The organism is Pseudomonas sp. GD04091 (assembly GCF_029836165.1).
Taxonomy (GTDB): Bacteria; Pseudomonadota; Gammaproteobacteria; order Pseudomonadales; family Pseudomonadaceae; genus Aquipseudomonas.
In genome coordinates this window covers 91,082-105,013 of record NZ_JAOEBG010000021.1, presented here as the reverse complement: position 1 = coordinate 105,013, position 13,932 = coordinate 91,082, and the positions used below count along the sequence as shown (strand labels likewise).

The window sequence follows — 13,932 nt, the reverse complement described above, 5'->3', positions numbered from 1 at the left end:
TCCGATTTCGAGAACCCAAGACCCACCCTATGGGCACGTGGCGTTGCCGACGCAAATCGTCAGCCGCGAGCCACTTCGGCCAGATGTGCGATCGCCTCTTCGCTCTTGAGCACCAGTACGTCACCCTCCAGCGAGTCCAGCACCACTTCCGCCGTATTGCCGATCAGAGCGCCGGAAATCCCGGTTCGGGCCACGGTGCCGATAACGGTTACCACCGCATCATATTTTTTCTCGGTATAGGGGATCAGCACATCGGCCGGCCCTTCCGCGACGTGCAAACACTCGTCGCCGATACCGAACTCGGCCTGGAATGCGCAGCAGGCGTCACGGTAACGCTTCTCGATGGTCTCGCTGAGTTGATAGACAGGATCCGATGCCGACAGCATGGGGGAGGGATGGGCGCTGATCACGTGCAGCTCACCCTTGGCCAGGCTGGCAATGGCATAGCCGTGGTCGATGATGCTGGCATGCAACAAGCGATGGGATTCATCCTGGTTGCCCACATCCACGGCTGCGAGGATGACGCCACCGGTCCAAGGCCGCTCGCTCTTGACCATCAACACAGCGGCCGGACATTGACGCAGCAACTTCCAGTCGCTGGGCGTCAGCAATGCCTTCTTCAGCGGGTTGTCCGGTCGATGCTCCTTGATCACCAGGTCACACCCTTCAGCCTGCTGCACAGCGATGATCGATTCATGCAAGGTGTCATGCCAAGTCTGTTCGTGGGTGACGTTGTCGTATCCATCATCATGCAATTGGCTGCTCAGCAAGCTGAGCAAGGCACTGTGGTCCTGCTTCTTGTCGCACATCAACAGGTGCAGGCGCGCACCAGTCACGCCGGCAATCAGTTTCGCCCGGGTCAGGGCCCGGCTATGGGCGTGCTCGGGGTCGAGAACGACGAGGATGCTGCGAACGGCTTGCATGGGCATGAACTCCCTTGAGGATGGCGGCCAATGCCTGACTATAGACGGCGCTGCTCCTGCCGCCGCTTGACATGTATCAAGCATAGTCACTGGCACTCCGGGCGGTCGCCGGTATAATCGCCGGTCCTGCCGATGTCCTCTGTGATTGTGAATACCATGTCCCTGATTCCTGAAATCGACGCCTTCCTCGGCTGCCGTACCCCTGACGCCTGGATCGAGGCGGCGCTGGCCGACCAGGAAACCCTGCTGATCGATCACAAGAACTGCGAGTTCAAGGCCGCCAGCACAGCGCTGAGCCTGATCGCCAAGTACAACACCCACCTTGACCTGATCAACATGATGTCGCGCCTTGCCCGTGAAGAGCTGGTGCATCACGAACAGGTCCTGCGACTGATGAAGCGACGTGGCGTGCCGCTGCGCCCGGTTTCGGCCGGTCGCTACGCCTCGGGCCTGCGTCGGCTGGTGCGGGCCCACGAGCCGGTCAAGCTGGTGGACACCCTGGTGGTTGGCGCCTTCATCGAGGCGCGCAGCTGCGAGCGCTTCGCCGCGCTGGTGCCACACCTGGACGAAGAGCTCGGTGCCTTCTACCATGGCCTGCTCAAAAGTGAAGCAAGACACTACCAGGGCTACCTGAAACTGGCGCACCAATATGGCGATGAGGCGGACATCGCCCGGGTCGTGGAACAGGTGCGGGAAGCGGAGGCCGGGCTGATAACCTCGCCCGACCAGGAGTTACGCTTCCACAGCGGTATTCCGATGGCGCAGGCTGCCTGATCTACTGCCGGCGACCGAGCAGCAGCCCGACCACCAGGCCGAAGCCTGCGGAGATCGCGACGGTCTGCCACGGGTGGCCACCAATGTATTCCTGAGTGGCCTCGACCACCGGCTGCGCTTTCTGGCCCAGCCGGCTGGTGGCGTCACGAGCCTGGCGCAGTTTCAATGCCAGCTGCGCGCGCAGGCTGTCGGCCTCCTCGCCGACCAGCGACGCGCTGTCGCTGAGCAGCTTTTCCGACTCTTCGATCAATGCCTGCAGTTCGCTGAAGACCTGATCCTTGATCTGATCGGTGTCGGCTTGCGTGGCGGTTTTCCTGGCCATGTACACGTCCTCGTGAAGGGTGGGGGAGTTGAACAGTGGATGCCATGGCGCCTGGAAAGTTGCAACGGCGTTCCGATGGCCTGGCGCTAGGGTGTAAGATAGCGCCCATTTTCCAGCGGCAGGTAATCCCCCATGAGTTTCAATCTGGCCAACATGAGCTTCCAGGAACGGGCGCAGATCGAGGCTGAGAAGGCCCGGTTGTTCGAGTATTGGCAGAACAACCTGGGTAAGGCCAAGGGCGAGGCGGGGCGGTTGATCGCCGAGAAGCCCCGGCGCAAGAGCAAGTGGGCGGAGTGGGTACGCGCAGAACTTGACGGCATGACGCCAGCGGAGTTCACCCAGCTGGTGCGCAGCGAAGTGAACAAGATGATGGCCGCCGCCAGCGCCAGCCGCTGAGTCAGGAGAACACTTCGAGCACCGCTGTACGCACCCGTTCCACCAACGGGTCCAGCGGCCCGCTGCTGCGCCAGCCGAGCTCCACCGGATAACGCGGCAGCGACAATGGGCAGGGCAGCGCCTGCAGCCCGGCGACTCTGGCGATGGCTGTGGCGGCGTGGCCGGGCAGGGTGGCGAGGTAATCGCTGTCCTTGAGCAGATACCCCAATGCGGCGAAATGGCTGGTGGCCGCACAGACGGTCCGGCTCCTGCCCAGGTCCGCCAGCGCCTCGTCGACGATGCCGAGCAATCCAGTCGAAGACACCAGAATCTGCTCGCGCTCGACAAACTGCTCGAGGCTCAGGCTCGTCTGGCCGGGAGTCAGGCTGGCTGGATCGACCAGGCACAGGTAGTCGCCTTCGCCGAGCACCACGCGGCTGAGCAGCCGTTCGGCGAAGCCTCCCGAGGTCAGCGCCAGGTCCAGGCTGCGCTCCAACAGGCCCTGGGCGACGATCTGGCTGTGAGTCTGGCGAAAGATCAGGCGCAGCCCCGGTGCGTGCCGGCGTACGGCATCGATCAGTGCCTGGCCGTAGGCGACCTCGAAATCATCCGACAACCCCAGGCTCAGCGAGCGGCCATCGAAGCGCGTGGCCTGGGGGTCGAGCAGTGCCAGACTTTGTCGGCACTTGCCCAGGGCCTCGCTGATCAGTGGCTTGAGCTGGTTGGCCCGTAGGGTCGGGCTCAGGCCGCGGCCGGTGCGTACGAACAGTGGGTCGTCGTACACCTGGCGCAGCCGGCGCAAGGCGGCGCTGACCGCTGACTGGGTCAACCCCAGGCGCAAGGCTGCACGGCTCGCGCCGCCTTCGTCATGCAGGGCTTCGAAGACCTTCAGCAGGTTGAGATCGATGTCGATGATATTCATGTGGATAATATCATTAAGTGCTGAGATGGGCTTTATTCATGATTGTGTGGCGCCGGAGAATCTACCAGACCTTTCCCAGACTGGAGTCTCCAATATGACCAAATCCATCGTCGCCGCCCTGCAGATCGGTTCGCTGCCCGAGGGCAAGGCCGCCACGCTCGAACAGATCCTCGGCTACGAGCAGGCCATCCGCGATGCCGGTGCCTGCCTGGTGGTGATGCCCGAGGCATTGCTCGGTGGCTACCCGAAAGGCGAAGGTTTCGCCACCCAGCTGGGTTATCGGCTGCCCGAAGGGCGTGAGGCTTTCTCGCGTTATTTCGCCAACGCCATCGACGTGCCGGGTAGCGAGACAGAGGCACTGGCCGGGTTGTCGGCGCGCACCGGAGCGAGCCTGGTGCTCGGGGTGATCGAGCGCGCAGGCAGCACCCTGTACTGCACCGTGCTGTTCTTCGAGCCAGAAGGTGGCCTGGTGGCCAAGCACCGCAAGCTGATGCCTACCGGCACCGAGCGGCTGATCTGGGGCACGGGCGATGGCTCCACGCTGCCAGTGGTGGATGGCCGAGCCGGACGCATCGGCGCAGCGGTGTGCTGGGAGAACTACATGCCGCTGCTGCGCACCGCCATGTACGCCAAGGGGGTGCAACTGTGGTGCGCGCCGACAGTGGATGAGCGCGAACTGTGGCAAGTGAGCATGCGCCATGTCGCGGCCGAGGGGCGTTGTTTCGTCGTCAGCGCCTGTCAGGTCCAGGGCTCGCCCGCCGCGCTGGGCCTGAAGGTGGCCAACTGGCCGGACGAGCGCCCGCTGATCAACGGCGGCAGCGTGATCGTCGGTCCGCTTGGCGAAGTACTGGCAGGACCGCTGGTGGGCAAAAGCGGGCTGCTTTGCGCCGAGGTCGATACCGACGAGCTGGTGCGTGCGCGCTACGACTTCGATGTGGTTGGCCATTATTCGCGGCCGGATGTATTCGAACTCAGCGTGGATGAGCGGCCGCGTCCTGGCGTGCGCTTTGTCGGTCCAGCCACTGCTGACGCGTAATTTCCCAGATCTCCTGGGGGAGGCGACCGCTGACGAAGTCGCCGTAGCCGGTACGCAGCAGTTGCATGCCGCCGCGTTGGGAGACGCGCCTCGACGCTTCGTTGGGTAGCGCCTTGGGCACGCGCATCACCTCGCGCCGCAAGGTCAGGAACCAGAACGCATCGATCACTTCGCAGGCTTCGGTGATGTAGCCCTGGCCTTGCCAGGCGGGGGCCACCCAGAAACCGCGGTGGTTGTCAGGCTGGTCCATCAGGCTGATGCTGCCGATCAGTTGCTCAGGTCGATCCAGCAGGCGGATCGACCAGTGCCACTCGCGGCCTGCGGCCATCGCCGGCAGGCAGGCATCGCGCAAATAGTGCAAGGCGCCGTCCGCCGGATAAGGCCAAGGCACCTGGGCATTGAGGTAGCGCACCACCTCCCAGTGCGGGAAGAGATCCTGGATGGGCTCGGCGTCGCTCAGGCGCAAGGGGCGCAACAGTAGTCGGACGGTTTTCAGTTCAGGAGTGCAGGGCATCGGTAGTTCCTTTACCTGTACAGCAGGTTCATCAACGGGCGCCTGTGGTCGCGGGCAGGTCGAGCTTGCCTTTATCGGTGAAGCGGACAGTGCCCAGCGGGCCGCCCGCCAGCTTGCCGCGCAATACATAGGGCAGACCTTGCAGGGACTCCACCCGGCTCAGGCCATAGGCCTGGCGCAAAAAGGCGAAGGCAGTGATGCTGACCGGCACCACGATCACAGCCTCGTCGTAACGGCCGATGTGCCCGCGCTGGTCGCTCACCCCGGCCGCCAGGGGCTGGTCATTGACCTCCAGGTTGAGGGCTATGCCGTTGAAGTCCACCGCGGTCTCGTTGGGATTCTGCACGCGGATCTTCACCGCCATGCGCAGCTCCAGGTCCTGGCCGGGCAACGGATCGATACCGATCACGCTGATGTTCAGTGGATCGCGACCCTGGAACAGGGCACAGGCATTCAGGCCAAGGGTCAGCAACAGGATCAGGCAGACGCGGGCATGCATGGTGATCTGGACCTCGGTACACGGGCGAGTGCGCAGTGTGGCAAATGCAGGGCGGTACGGCTACCAGTCCCGCGATACCCCCTTGAAGATGTCCCGCAGATCCTCCAGGAATGCCTGCGGCGCTTCGCCGGGCGCCTGGCGACGGTGCCGCGCCAGGGTGAACGGCACCAGGAAGTCCAGCGTTGGATCCAGTGCCCGCAACATGCCCTGGGCTTCCCAGGGCTCGGCGCAATGACAGGGCAGGTAGCCGATATGCCGCCCTGACAGGATCAACGTCAGCGCACTGTCGATCTGTTCCGCCACCGCCTTGCTGTGCCGACTCTGGAACGGCTCGCCCTGTTTGAGAAAACGATAGGGATGACGGATCTGATCAGCGTCCAGCAATTGCTCGCGGGTCACCTGCGCCTGGCCGAACAACTCATGCTCCTTGCCGCAGTACAGCCGTTGACGCTCATCGAACAGCGGCAGGTAGTCGAACGCCGCCTGGTTGCCGGAGAAGTAGCTGATGGCACAGTCCAGTCGCTGCTCGAGCAACAGGCGCTCGAGTTCGGCGGGTGGGGCGCTGGACAGCTCCAGCTGCACCGACTCTTCGCGCTGGCGAAAGCGCGCGATGGCCTGGGCGAGGTGTTGCGTCACACGACGGTCCTGGTTCTCGGCCAGCCCGATGCGCACCGTGCCCAGCAAGCGCCCGGCCACGCCGTTGGCCTGCTGGCGGAACTGCTCGATCTGCAGCAGCAGGCCCCGGGTCGCCTGGAGCAGCAACTCGCCTTTCTCGGTCAAGCGAAAGCCGCCCTTGCCACGGCTGCACAGGCGATAGCCCAGGCGGGTCTCCAGTTTCGCCATCTGCTGGCTGATGCTGGGCTGGCTGAGCCCGAGCACGCCCTGGGCGGCGCTGAAGCCGCCGGCCTCGACTACAGTGACGAACAGCCGCAGCAGGTGCAGGTCGGGGTCGTGCAGTTGTCCAAGCATCACATTGCCTCTGGTGAATGTCAGCTTTGCATGGTTGCCATTTTTGCAATGTAACCCGACGGGCATGCTGACGGCACCCACCCCCATGTCGAGGTGCCCGCCATGCGTCGAACGTTGTGCCTGCTTGCCTTGCTGATCGCCCTGCCGCTGCAGGCCGAGGAGAAGGTCGTCAACCTGTACAGCTGGGCCGACTACGTCGCCCCGCAAACCCTGGAGCGTTTCGAGAAGGAGACCGGTTACAAGGTCCGTTATGACACCTTCGACACCACCGAGGTGCTGGAGACCAAGCTGCTCACCGGCGGCAGCGGCTACGACGTGGTGGTGCCGTCGGCCACGGTGCTGGCCCGGGCCCTCAAGGCCGGCGCGCTGCAGCCGCTCGGCGCACAGGCGATGCCCGGTTACGCCAACCTCGACCGGGACCTGCTGGCCAAGCTGGCCGAGGCCGACCCGGGCAATCGCCATGCGGTGCCGTACACCTGGGGCACGCTGGGGCTAGGGGTGAACGTCGAGGCGGTGCGCCAGCGTCTGGGAGACGTGCCGTTGGACAGCCTCGACCTGCTGTTCAAGCCCGAATACGCCAATCGACTGAAGGATTGCGGGATCGCCATGCCCGACTCGCCCCAGGAAGTGATCGGCCTCACGCTCAACTACCTGGGCAAGGATCCGTACAGCCAGGACAAGGCCGACCTGGACGCGGCGCAGGCGTTGTTGCAACAGCTGCAGCCAGCGATCAGCTATGTGGCCAACGGGCGTCAGATCAACGACCTGGCCAACGGCAGTGTGTGCCTGGCGCTGACTTACAACGGCGATGCCGCGATGGCCGCCGACCAGGCGCGTCGTGCCGGCAAGCCGTACCAGCTGATCTATCGCATTCCTCGCGAGGGCACGCTGGTCTGGCAGGACAACCTGGTGATCCCCAAGGACGCACCGCATCCCGAGGCCGCGCGTGCCTTCATCGCCTTCATGCTGCGCCCCGAGTCGGTGGCCGCGCTGACCAACACGCTGTTCTTCGCCAATGCCAACCAGGCCGCGACGCCGCTGGTGGATGAAGCGATCCGCAACGATCCGGACATCTACCCCTCGGCCGAGGTGCGCCAGCGTCTGTTCGCCGATCGCAGCATGGCGCTGTCCGATCTGCGCCAGCGCAACCGCCTGTGGACCGCCTTCCGCAGCCGCCAATAAAACCAGAGAGACAGGAGACCGACCGTGGACCTCGCCCAGGACAACGACCAGGCCATCACCCGCGAAAGCCTCTACGGCACCGCCGCCGAGAGCACCTACGCCGGCATCACCAGCTTCTCGCGACGTCGCTACAGCCGCGACCTGCGCGGCGTCGACGTGGTGGTCAGCGGAGTGCCGTTCGACACCGCCACCAGCAATCGCCCCGGCGCGCGCTTCGGCCCGCGGGCGATCCGCGCCGCTTCGGTGCAGCAGGCCTGGGCCCGTCACTGGCCCTGGGCGTTCGACCCGTTCGATCACCTGGCGGTGATCGACTATGGCGACTGCGCGTTCGACAGCGGTACGCCGGAGTCGGTGCCGCAGAGTATCCAGACCCATGCCGAGCGCATCCTCGAGGCCGGCTGCGGCATGCTCACGCTTGGTGGCGACCATTTCATCAGCTACCCGCTGCTCAAGGCCCATGCCCGCCGTCATGGCCCGCTGGCACTGATCCATTTCGATGCCCACAGCGACACCTGGCCGGACGAGGAGGGCAAGCGTATCGACCACGGCACCATGTTCTGGCATGCCGCCCGCGAAGGGCTGGTGGATCCGGCGCGCTCGGTGCAGATCGGCCTGCGCACCACCAACGACGACAGCCAGGGATTCGCCATCCTCGATGCCCGTCAGGTGCATCGACAAGGGACCGAAGCGATCATCGCGGCGATCCGCCAGCGGGTCGGCGACATGCCGGTCTACCTGACCTTCGATATCGACTGCCTGGATCCTGCCTTCGCGCCCGGCACCGGCACGCCGGTATGCGGGGGACTGAGCACGGTGCAGGCGTTGGAGATCCTCGGTGGTCTGCGCGGCATCAACCTGGTGGGGATGGACCTGGTGGAGGTGGCGCCGGCCTATGACTATGCCGATATCACCGCCCTGGCCGGCGCGACGCTGGCGATGGAGATGCTCTGCCTGTATGCGGCGCGGCACAAGGTGGACAAGCCTGCATAGGGCTGCCCGGGAGCATACTGAAACATCAGGAATCATCTCGACCGGGATTCCCACTTTTGCGTCGAACCCTGCGCGCCTTAGGCTATCCAACCTTGGAGCGCGCCTTTTCGTACCGGAGGTGAAGCATGAACCCTACATGGTCAACCCTGGCCCTCGGCTTGCTGCTGTCCCTGCCGCTCCAGGCCGCGCCTTTGCCCGCGCCGCTGCTTGCCGCCAACGACAGCAACAACCCCTACAACAGCCCGATCATGCGTGCCAACCCCAACAGCCGCCAGGGCAGCGTGCCCGCGACGCCACCAGTGCGCGGCCCGTCCACCCAACCCAACCCGCGCCCGCCGACGCTCGAAAACCGAGGCATCGGCAACGGCGAGAATCTGCGCCGCGAACAGCAGACGCCCAACCTGGAACCCATCCGGCCCCCACGCGATTCCCAACGCGTGCCGTGAGCCCTTTCGAAGGAACCGAGCATGACGCCACGCACCTGGTTGACCACCCTGGCCGCCGCCAGTCTTTTCCCCCTGCTGGCCCAGGCGGCCTCCGAGCAGCAGTTTCCCAGCGAGGAAGGCCAGATGACCGTCAGCACCGTCGCCGACGGCCTGCGCAACCCCTGGGCCCTGGCCTTCCTGCCGGGCGGCAAGGACATGCTGGTGAGCGAGCGCCCTGGCAACCTGCGCATTGTCAGCGCCGAGGGCAAGGTCGGCCCGCCGCTGTCCGGGGTGCCCAAGGTGTGGGCCGAAGGGCAGGGTGGCCTGCTCGATGTGGTGCTGTCGCCGGAGTTCGTCAAGGATCGCACGGTCTACCTGTCGTTCGCCGAGGACGGCTCGGATGGCAAGGCCGGCACGGCGGTCGGACGTGGCCAGCTGTCTCAGGATCAGGCGCGTCTGGAGAATTTCACGGTGATCTTCCGTCAGCAGCCCAAGCTGTCCGAAGGCAACCACTTCGGCTCGCGGCTGGTGTTCGACCGGGACGGCTACCTGTTCATCGCCCTGGGCGAGAACAACCAGCGTCCCACCGCCCAGGACCTGGACAAGCTGCAGGGCAAGATCGTGCGTATCCTGCCGGATGGAGAAGTGCCGAAGGACAACCCCTTCGTCGGCCGTGACAACGTGCGTCCGGAGATCTGGTCGTTCGGCCACCGCAACCAGCAGGGCGCGGCGCTCAACCCCTGGACCGGCAAGCTGTGGACCCATGAGCACGGGCCCCGTGGCGGTGACGAGATCAATATCCCCGCACCGGGCAAGAACTACGGCTGGCCGATCGCCACCCACGGCATCAACTATTCGCTGCTACCCATCCCCGAGGCCAAGGGCAAGCATGTCGATGGCATGGTCGATCCACACCATGTGTGGGAGAAGTCGCCGGGCATCAGCGGCATGGCCTTCTACGACAGCCCGACGTTCAAGGCCTGGGACCACAACCTGTTCATCGGGGCGTTGGCGACCCAGGAGCTGATCCGGCTGCAGCTCGACGGCGACAAGATCGTGCATGAGGAGCGCCTGCTGGGAGACCTGAAGGCGCGGATTCGCGATGTGCGGGTGGGGCCGGATGGTTATGTGTATGTGTTGACCGATGCCAAGGATGGGGCGCTGTTGAAGATTGGCTTGAAGGAAAGCTGATTCGGCTTGCCCGAACCGGCCTCTTCGCGTGCGAGCCCGCTCCCACAGGGTTACGCGGCCTCTGTGGGAGCGGGTTCACCCGCGAAGAGGCCGTAACTGGCGTAAACTGGCCTTTTCCTACCCGACTACCCGGCATGAATCCCGAATCCCGCTACCAGCAGGCCCTGGGCGAGCAAGGCTACGTCCCCGATCCTGCCCAGGCCACCACCGTTACCGCGCTTCAAGCCTGTTTCGATGCCCTGTGCCAGGGCCTGCCCACCCGGGGCCTGTATCTCTGGGGGCCGGTCGGCCGTGGCAAGACCTGGCTGATGGATCTGTTCCACCGCGCACTTGACGTGCCTGCCCGACGCCAGCACTTCCACCACTTCATGGCCTGGGTCCACCAGCGCCTGTTCCAGCTCAATGGCACCGCCGACCCGCTCCAGGCCCTGGCCCGGGAGCTGGCGGGCGAAATCCGTGTGCTGTGTTTCGACGAGCTGTTCGTCAGCGATATCGGCGACGCGATCATCCTCGGTCGGTTGTTCCAGGTGCTGTTCGACCAGGGCGTGGTGATCGTCGCCACTTCCAACCAGCCCCCGGACCAGCTGTACCGCGAGGGTTTCAACCGCGAGCGTTTCCTGCCGGCCATCGCCGCCATCGAGCGGCATATGCGTGTGTTGTCGGTGGCTGGCGAGCAGGATCATCGCCTGCACCCCGGGGTACGGCAGCAGCGCTACTGGGTGGCGCCGCCGGGCAGCGGCGGCGCGCTGACGGCGGTGTTCAAGCAGTTGAGTGCGGATGACCCGGGCAGCGAGCAGGCGCTGCAGGTTGGCACTCGACAGGTACAGGTGGTGCGCCACAGCCCCCGGGCCCTCTGGTGCCGGTTCGCCGACTTGTGCGAGCAACCCTTGGCCGCCATGGATTTCATGGCCCTGTGCGACCGTTTCCCGGCCATTCTGGTGAGCGATGTTCCGGCCTTGGGCGGCGTGCAGCAGGCCGGGCGCATCGCCCGAGGCACCGAGGATGGCGCCGCGCGCGTCGAGGCCGGCGATCGTCAATTGCCGACGCTGGCGCCCAAGGATGACAGCGTGCGGCGTTTCATCGCGCTGGTCGACGAGTGCTATGACCGTCGGGTGGCGTTGTACCTGGAGGCCGAGGTTCCGCTGGATGCGCTCTACACTCAAGGGTATCTGGCGTTCCCGTACCAACGAACCCTGAGCCGGCTACGGGAGATGCAACTGCAACGCTTCGCCTGAAGGAGCCGACCATGGAGCCGCTGTCGCATCATCTGCTGACCCAGGCCTACAACAATGGCTGGGCCAACCACCGTCTGTACAAGGCTTGCCTGCAACTGACCCAGGACGAGTTCGTCGCCCCCCGTTGCAGTTTCTTCCCCTCGATCAAGGCCACTCTCAACCACCTGTTGACGGTGGACTGGTTCTACCTGGATGCCCTGGAGTGCGAGCAGCGCGGCGAAGCCCCCGATCCGGACGGCGAGCGCTTTTTCCAGCCGGAGCAGCCGTTCGCCACCTGCACCGACCTGCAGGCCCAGCAGGCCCAGGCCGACCAGCGACTGGTCGCCTATTGCCGGGCGTTACATGACGATCAGCTGAGGCGTTATGTGAGCATCGCACGGCCCGACCGGGTGCACCGCGAGCAGCGCCTGCGACTGCTGTCGCACCTGTTCGAGCACCAGATCCATCATCGTGGGCAGGTGCATGCGATGCTCAGTGACACGGCGGTGAAGCCACCGCAGCTGGACGAGTTTTTCTGTGAAGAGGAGGCGGGGTTGCGGGCGGCCGATTTCGCCGAGCTGGGCTGGAGCGAGGAACAGGTCTGGAGCCGCTGAGCGGTCCTTCGCGGGCAAGCCCCTGTCCCCGTCACTTCTCCAGCCACCCGATCAACGCCTGGTGGAACTGGTCCGGCTCCTCGATCTGCGGCGCATGCCCCAGGCCCTCGAAGGTGACCAGCTCGCCTTGCGGAATCATCTTCACCACCCGCGGCCCCAGTTCTTTGTACCTGCCCAGTGCCGCCTTAACCTCGGGCGATGCGATGTCGCTGCCGATCGCCGTCGTGTCCTGGTCACCGATCAGCAGCAGGGTCGGCATTTTCAGGTCCTTGAACTCGTGGACCACCGGCTGGGTGAAGATCATGTCGTAGATCAGCGCCGAGTTCCACGCCACGGCTTCATGCCCGGGTCCCTTGTTCAACCCCACCAGCATCTGCACCCAGCGCTCGTACTCAGGCTTCCAGCGTCCGGCGTAGTAGGTGTTGCGCTCATAGTTGCGCACGCCTTCGGCGTCGAGCTTGAGCTCGCGGGCGTACCACTGGTCGATGGTGCGATAGGGCACGCCCAGGGCCTTCCAGTCTTCCAGGCCGATGGGGTTGACCATGGCCAGGCGCTCCACCTGCTGCGGATACATCAGGGCGTAGCGGGTGGCGAGCATGCCACCGGTGGAGTGGCCGAGGACGACGGCCTTGTCGATGCCCAGCTTCGCCAGCAGGGCATGGGTGTTGGTGGCCAGTTGCTGGAAACTGTACTGGTAGTGCGCAGGCTTGCTCGACGTGCAGAAGCCGATCTGGTCAGGAGCGATCACCCGGTAGCCCGCCTGGCTCAGAGCATCGAGGGTGGTCTCCCAGGTGGCGGCGCAGAAGTTCTTGCCATGCATCAGCACCACGCTGTGGCCGTTGGCCTTGCCCTTGGCGGGTATGTCCATATAGCCCATCTGCAGGGTCTGGCCCTGTGACTGGAAATCGAAGCGCTGCAGCGGATGTGGGTAGGCGAAGCCTTCGAGTTGCTTGCCATAGGTGGGCGGTTCGGCGGCGAGAGCGGCGCCGGCGGTCAGACAGGCCAGGGTCAGGGCGGTTGCGCGCAGCATGGGAGCACTCCATGTGGGGCCAGACGGGAAATGGCGACTGTAGCAGTCGGTTGGCCCGGGGCCCCGTGAAAGGTGTTACCCGGTATGAAACCAGCCCAGGGTAATCATCGTCACGACGATATAGCGTCCGCCCTTGGCCAGGGTGACCAGCAGCACGAAGCGCCAGAACGGTTCGCGCATGATTCCGGCGATCAGCGTGAGCGGGTCGCCGATCACCGGCATCCAGCTCAGCAGCAGCGACCACTGGCCCCAGCGCTGGTAGCGCTGGTAGCGCTGCTGGGCGCGCTCCAGCTGGCTGGCGCTGAACGGGAACCAGCGTCGGTCGCGCAGGTGCTCGATGGCCCGGCCAAGCAGCCAGTTGACGACAGAGCCAAGCACGTTGCCGAGGGTCGCGACCAGCAGCAGGGTCGCCCACGCCGTCGGTTCGCGCAGCAGCAGGCCGACCAGTACCGCCTCGGACTGCAGCGGCAGCAGGGTGGCGGCGCCGAAGGCGCTGAGGAACAGCGCCCCAAGACCGAGCATCAGTAGCTGGCGACCACGGTGTCCTGGCCGTCCTGGGTCACGCCGATCACCTGGTAGGCATCCTTGCGATCACCCATCTCCATGCCCGGCGAGCCCATGGGCATGCCGGGCACGGCCAGGCCCTTGAGATCGGCGCGCTGGCTCAGCAGGCGCACTTGCTCGGCCGGCACATGGCCTTCGACGAACTTGCCGCCGATCACCCCGGTGTGGCATGACGCCAGGCGCGGTGCCACGCCCAGGCGCTGCTTGACCACGCTCATGTTCGGCTCGACGTGGTCGTTGACGGTGAAACCGTTGTCGCTCAGGTGCTTGATCCATTCCTTGCAGCAACCGCAGTTGGGGTCGCGGTACACATCGATGGTCTCGGCGGCCTGGGCCAGGCCGGTGAAGGCCAGCAGGCCAAGGGTGAGCAGGTGTTTGCGCAGCATGG

18 protein-coding genes are annotated in these 13,932 nt (G+C 65.1%); 9 read left to right on the top strand and 9 right to left on the bottom strand.

Going from position 1 to position 13,932, the window contains the following annotated elements; genetic code table 11:
- Window positions 1-59: 59 nt before the first annotated feature.
- The gene (locus tag N7422_RS21460; RefSeq protein WP_279808413.1) at window positions 60-923 is read right to left on the bottom strand and encodes a universal stress protein; all 864 of its coding nucleotides are present in this window, start codon (window positions 921-923) and stop codon (window positions 60-62) included.
- Between the two features lie 156 nt (window positions 924-1,079).
- On the opposite strand from N7422_RS21460, the gene miaE reads away from it, so the two are divergent.
- Window positions 1,080-1,697, top strand: coding sequence for a tRNA isopentenyl-2-thiomethyl-A-37 hydroxylase MiaE (miaE, locus tag N7422_RS21455; protein ID WP_279808412.1), 618 nt, complete (start codon window positions 1,080-1,082; stop codon window positions 1,695-1,697).
- A 1-nt stretch (window position 1,698) separates the two neighbouring features.
- Here miaE and N7422_RS21450 read toward each other — a convergent pair whose 3' ends face one another.
- Window positions 1,699-2,019, bottom strand: a complete 321-nt coding sequence (locus N7422_RS21450) for a DUF883 family protein (RefSeq protein ID WP_279808411.1) — start codon at window positions 2,017-2,019, stop codon at window positions 1,699-1,701.
- Between the two features lie 132 nt (window positions 2,020-2,151).
- Between N7422_RS21450 and N7422_RS21445 the strand changes: the two genes are divergently transcribed.
- Window positions 2,152-2,415: a hypothetical protein gene (locus N7422_RS21445; RefSeq protein WP_279808410.1), complete on the top strand. Its 264-nt coding sequence runs from the start codon at window positions 2,152-2,154 to the stop codon at window positions 2,413-2,415.
- A 1-nt stretch (window position 2,416) separates the two neighbouring features.
- Here the strand turns inward: N7422_RS21445 and N7422_RS21440 are convergent, their stop codons facing one another.
- On the bottom strand, window positions 2,417-3,325 hold the full coding sequence (locus N7422_RS21440; RefSeq protein WP_279808415.1) for a LysR substrate-binding domain-containing protein: 909 nt from the start codon (window positions 3,323-3,325) through the stop codon (window positions 2,417-2,419).
- Window positions 3,326-3,410: 85 nt separating this feature from the next.
- Between N7422_RS21440 and N7422_RS21435 the strand changes: the two genes are divergently transcribed.
- Entirely contained in the window at window positions 3,411-4,352 is a 942-nt protein-coding gene (locus N7422_RS21435) for a carbon-nitrogen hydrolase family protein (RefSeq protein WP_279808409.1), read from the top strand.
- Here the strand turns inward: N7422_RS21435 and N7422_RS21430 are convergent.
- From N7422_RS21430 to N7422_RS21420, 3 genes are read right to left on the bottom strand one after another with little or no spacing between them, the layout of a single operon-like run.
- A complete protein-coding gene (locus tag N7422_RS21430; RefSeq protein WP_279808408.1) occupies window positions 4,288-4,866 on the bottom strand; it encodes a GNAT family N-acetyltransferase in 579 nt (192 codons plus the stop codon). The two genes, N7422_RS21435 and N7422_RS21430, sit on opposite strands and share 65 nt — an antisense overlap.
- Before the next feature lie 31 nt (window positions 4,867-4,897).
- Window positions 4,898-5,365, bottom strand: coding sequence for an LEA type 2 family protein (locus N7422_RS21425; RefSeq protein WP_279808407.1), 468 nt, complete (start codon window positions 5,363-5,365; stop codon window positions 4,898-4,900).
- Between the two features lie 60 nt (window positions 5,366-5,425).
- Window positions 5,426-6,334 carry a LysR family transcriptional regulator gene (locus tag N7422_RS21420; protein WP_279808406.1) on the bottom strand — a complete coding sequence of 303 codons (909 nt, stop codon included), beginning with the start codon at window positions 6,332-6,334 and terminating at the stop codon, window positions 5,426-5,428.
- 102 nt (window positions 6,335-6,436) lie between these two features.
- On the opposite strand from N7422_RS21420, the gene N7422_RS21415 reads away from it, so the two are divergent.
- The 6 genes from N7422_RS21415 (at window position 6,437) to N7422_RS21390 (ending at window position 11,950) form a co-directional block, all read left to right on the top strand.
- Window positions 6,437-7,516, top strand: a complete 1,080-nt coding sequence (locus N7422_RS21415; protein ID WP_279808405.1) for an extracellular solute-binding protein — start codon at window positions 6,437-6,439, stop codon at window positions 7,514-7,516.
- 24 nt (window positions 7,517-7,540) lie between these two features.
- Window positions 7,541-8,506, top strand: coding sequence for an agmatinase (gene speB / locus N7422_RS21410; RefSeq protein WP_279808404.1), 966 nt, complete (start codon window positions 7,541-7,543; stop codon window positions 8,504-8,506).
- A 125-nt stretch (window positions 8,507-8,631) separates the two neighbouring features.
- Window positions 8,632-8,952 (top strand): hypothetical protein, encoded by a 321-nt coding sequence (locus N7422_RS21405; RefSeq protein ID WP_279808403.1) that lies wholly within the window; start codon window positions 8,632-8,634, stop codon window positions 8,950-8,952.
- 21 nt (window positions 8,953-8,973) lie between these two features.
- Window positions 8,974-10,122 (top strand): PQQ-dependent sugar dehydrogenase, encoded by a 1,149-nt coding sequence (locus N7422_RS21400; protein WP_279808402.1) that lies wholly within the window; start codon window positions 8,974-8,976, stop codon window positions 10,120-10,122.
- A gap of 134 nt (window positions 10,123-10,256) precedes the next feature.
- Complete coding sequence (gene zapE, locus N7422_RS21395; RefSeq protein WP_279808401.1) at window positions 10,257-11,357, top strand: cell division protein ZapE; 1,101 nt, start codon at window positions 10,257-10,259, stop codon at window positions 11,355-11,357.
- A gap of 11 nt (window positions 11,358-11,368) precedes the next feature.
- Window positions 11,369-11,950 carry a DinB family protein gene (locus N7422_RS21390; RefSeq protein WP_279808400.1) on the top strand — a complete coding sequence of 194 codons (582 nt, stop codon included), beginning with the start codon at window positions 11,369-11,371 and terminating at the stop codon, window positions 11,948-11,950.
- A 31-nt stretch (window positions 11,951-11,981) separates the two neighbouring features.
- On the opposite strand, the gene N7422_RS21385 is transcribed toward N7422_RS21390, so the two are convergent.
- From N7422_RS21385 to N7422_RS21375, 3 genes are all read right to left on the bottom strand, one after another.
- Window positions 11,982-12,980, bottom strand: coding sequence for an alpha/beta hydrolase (locus N7422_RS21385; RefSeq protein ID WP_279808399.1), 999 nt, complete (start codon window positions 12,978-12,980; stop codon window positions 11,982-11,984).
- A gap of 75 nt (window positions 12,981-13,055) precedes the next feature.
- Entirely contained in the window at window positions 13,056-13,502 is a 447-nt protein-coding gene (locus N7422_RS21380; RefSeq protein WP_279808398.1) for a DedA family protein, read from the bottom strand.
- Window positions 13,502-13,930: a DUF411 domain-containing protein gene (locus N7422_RS21375; RefSeq protein WP_279808397.1), complete on the bottom strand. Its 429-nt coding sequence runs from the start codon at window positions 13,928-13,930 to the stop codon at window positions 13,502-13,504. The genes N7422_RS21380 and N7422_RS21375 overlap by 1 nt, the downstream gene beginning before the upstream one ends.
- Window positions 13,931-13,932: the final 2 nt, after the last annotated feature.

Bases quoted from the DNA above. Each gene is read 5' to 3' on its own strand.
- N7422_RS21460 (WP_279808413.1), bottom strand. From the start codon at position 923: ATGCAAGCCGTTCGCAGCATCCTCGTCGTTCTCGACCCCGAGCACGCC.
- miaE (WP_279808412.1), top strand. From the start codon at position 1,080: ATGTCCCTGATTCCTGAAATCGACGCCTTCCTCGGCTGCCGTACCCCT.
- N7422_RS21450 (WP_279808411.1), bottom strand. From the start codon at position 2,019: ATGGCCAGGAAAACCGCCACGCAAGCCGACACCGATCAGATCAAGGAT.
- N7422_RS21445 (WP_279808410.1), top strand. From the start codon at position 2,152: ATGAGTTTCAATCTGGCCAACATGAGCTTCCAGGAACGGGCGCAGATC.
- N7422_RS21435 (WP_279808409.1), top strand. From the start codon at position 3,411: ATGACCAAATCCATCGTCGCCGCCCTGCAGATCGGTTCGCTGCCCGAG.
- N7422_RS21430 (WP_279808408.1), bottom strand. From the start codon at position 4,866: ATGCCCTGCACTCCTGAACTGAAAACCGTCCGACTACTGTTGCGCCCC.
- N7422_RS21425 (WP_279808407.1), bottom strand. From the start codon at position 5,365: ATGCATGCCCGCGTCTGCCTGATCCTGTTGCTGACCCTTGGCCTGAAT.
- N7422_RS21420 (WP_279808406.1), bottom strand. From the start codon at position 6,334: ATGCTTGGACAACTGCACGACCCCGACCTGCACCTGCTGCGGCTGTTC.
- N7422_RS21415 (WP_279808405.1), top strand. From the start codon at position 6,437: ATGCGTCGAACGTTGTGCCTGCTTGCCTTGCTGATCGCCCTGCCGCTG.
- N7422_RS21405 (WP_279808403.1), top strand. From the start codon at position 8,632: ATGAACCCTACATGGTCAACCCTGGCCCTCGGCTTGCTGCTGTCCCTG.
- N7422_RS21400 (WP_279808402.1), top strand. From the start codon at position 8,974: ATGACGCCACGCACCTGGTTGACCACCCTGGCCGCCGCCAGTCTTTTC.
- zapE (WP_279808401.1), top strand. From the start codon at position 10,257: ATGAATCCCGAATCCCGCTACCAGCAGGCCCTGGGCGAGCAAGGCTAC.
- N7422_RS21390 (WP_279808400.1), top strand. From the start codon at position 11,369: ATGGAGCCGCTGTCGCATCATCTGCTGACCCAGGCCTACAACAATGGC.
- N7422_RS21385 (WP_279808399.1), bottom strand. From the start codon at position 12,980: ATGCTGCGCGCAACCGCCCTGACCCTGGCCTGTCTGACCGCCGGCGCC.
- N7422_RS21380 (WP_279808398.1), bottom strand. From the start codon at position 13,502: ATGCTCGGTCTTGGGGCGCTGTTCCTCAGCGCCTTCGGCGCCGCCACC.
- N7422_RS21375 (WP_279808397.1), bottom strand. From the start codon at position 13,930: ATGCTGCGCAAACACCTGCTCACCCTTGGCCTGCTGGCCTTCACCGGC.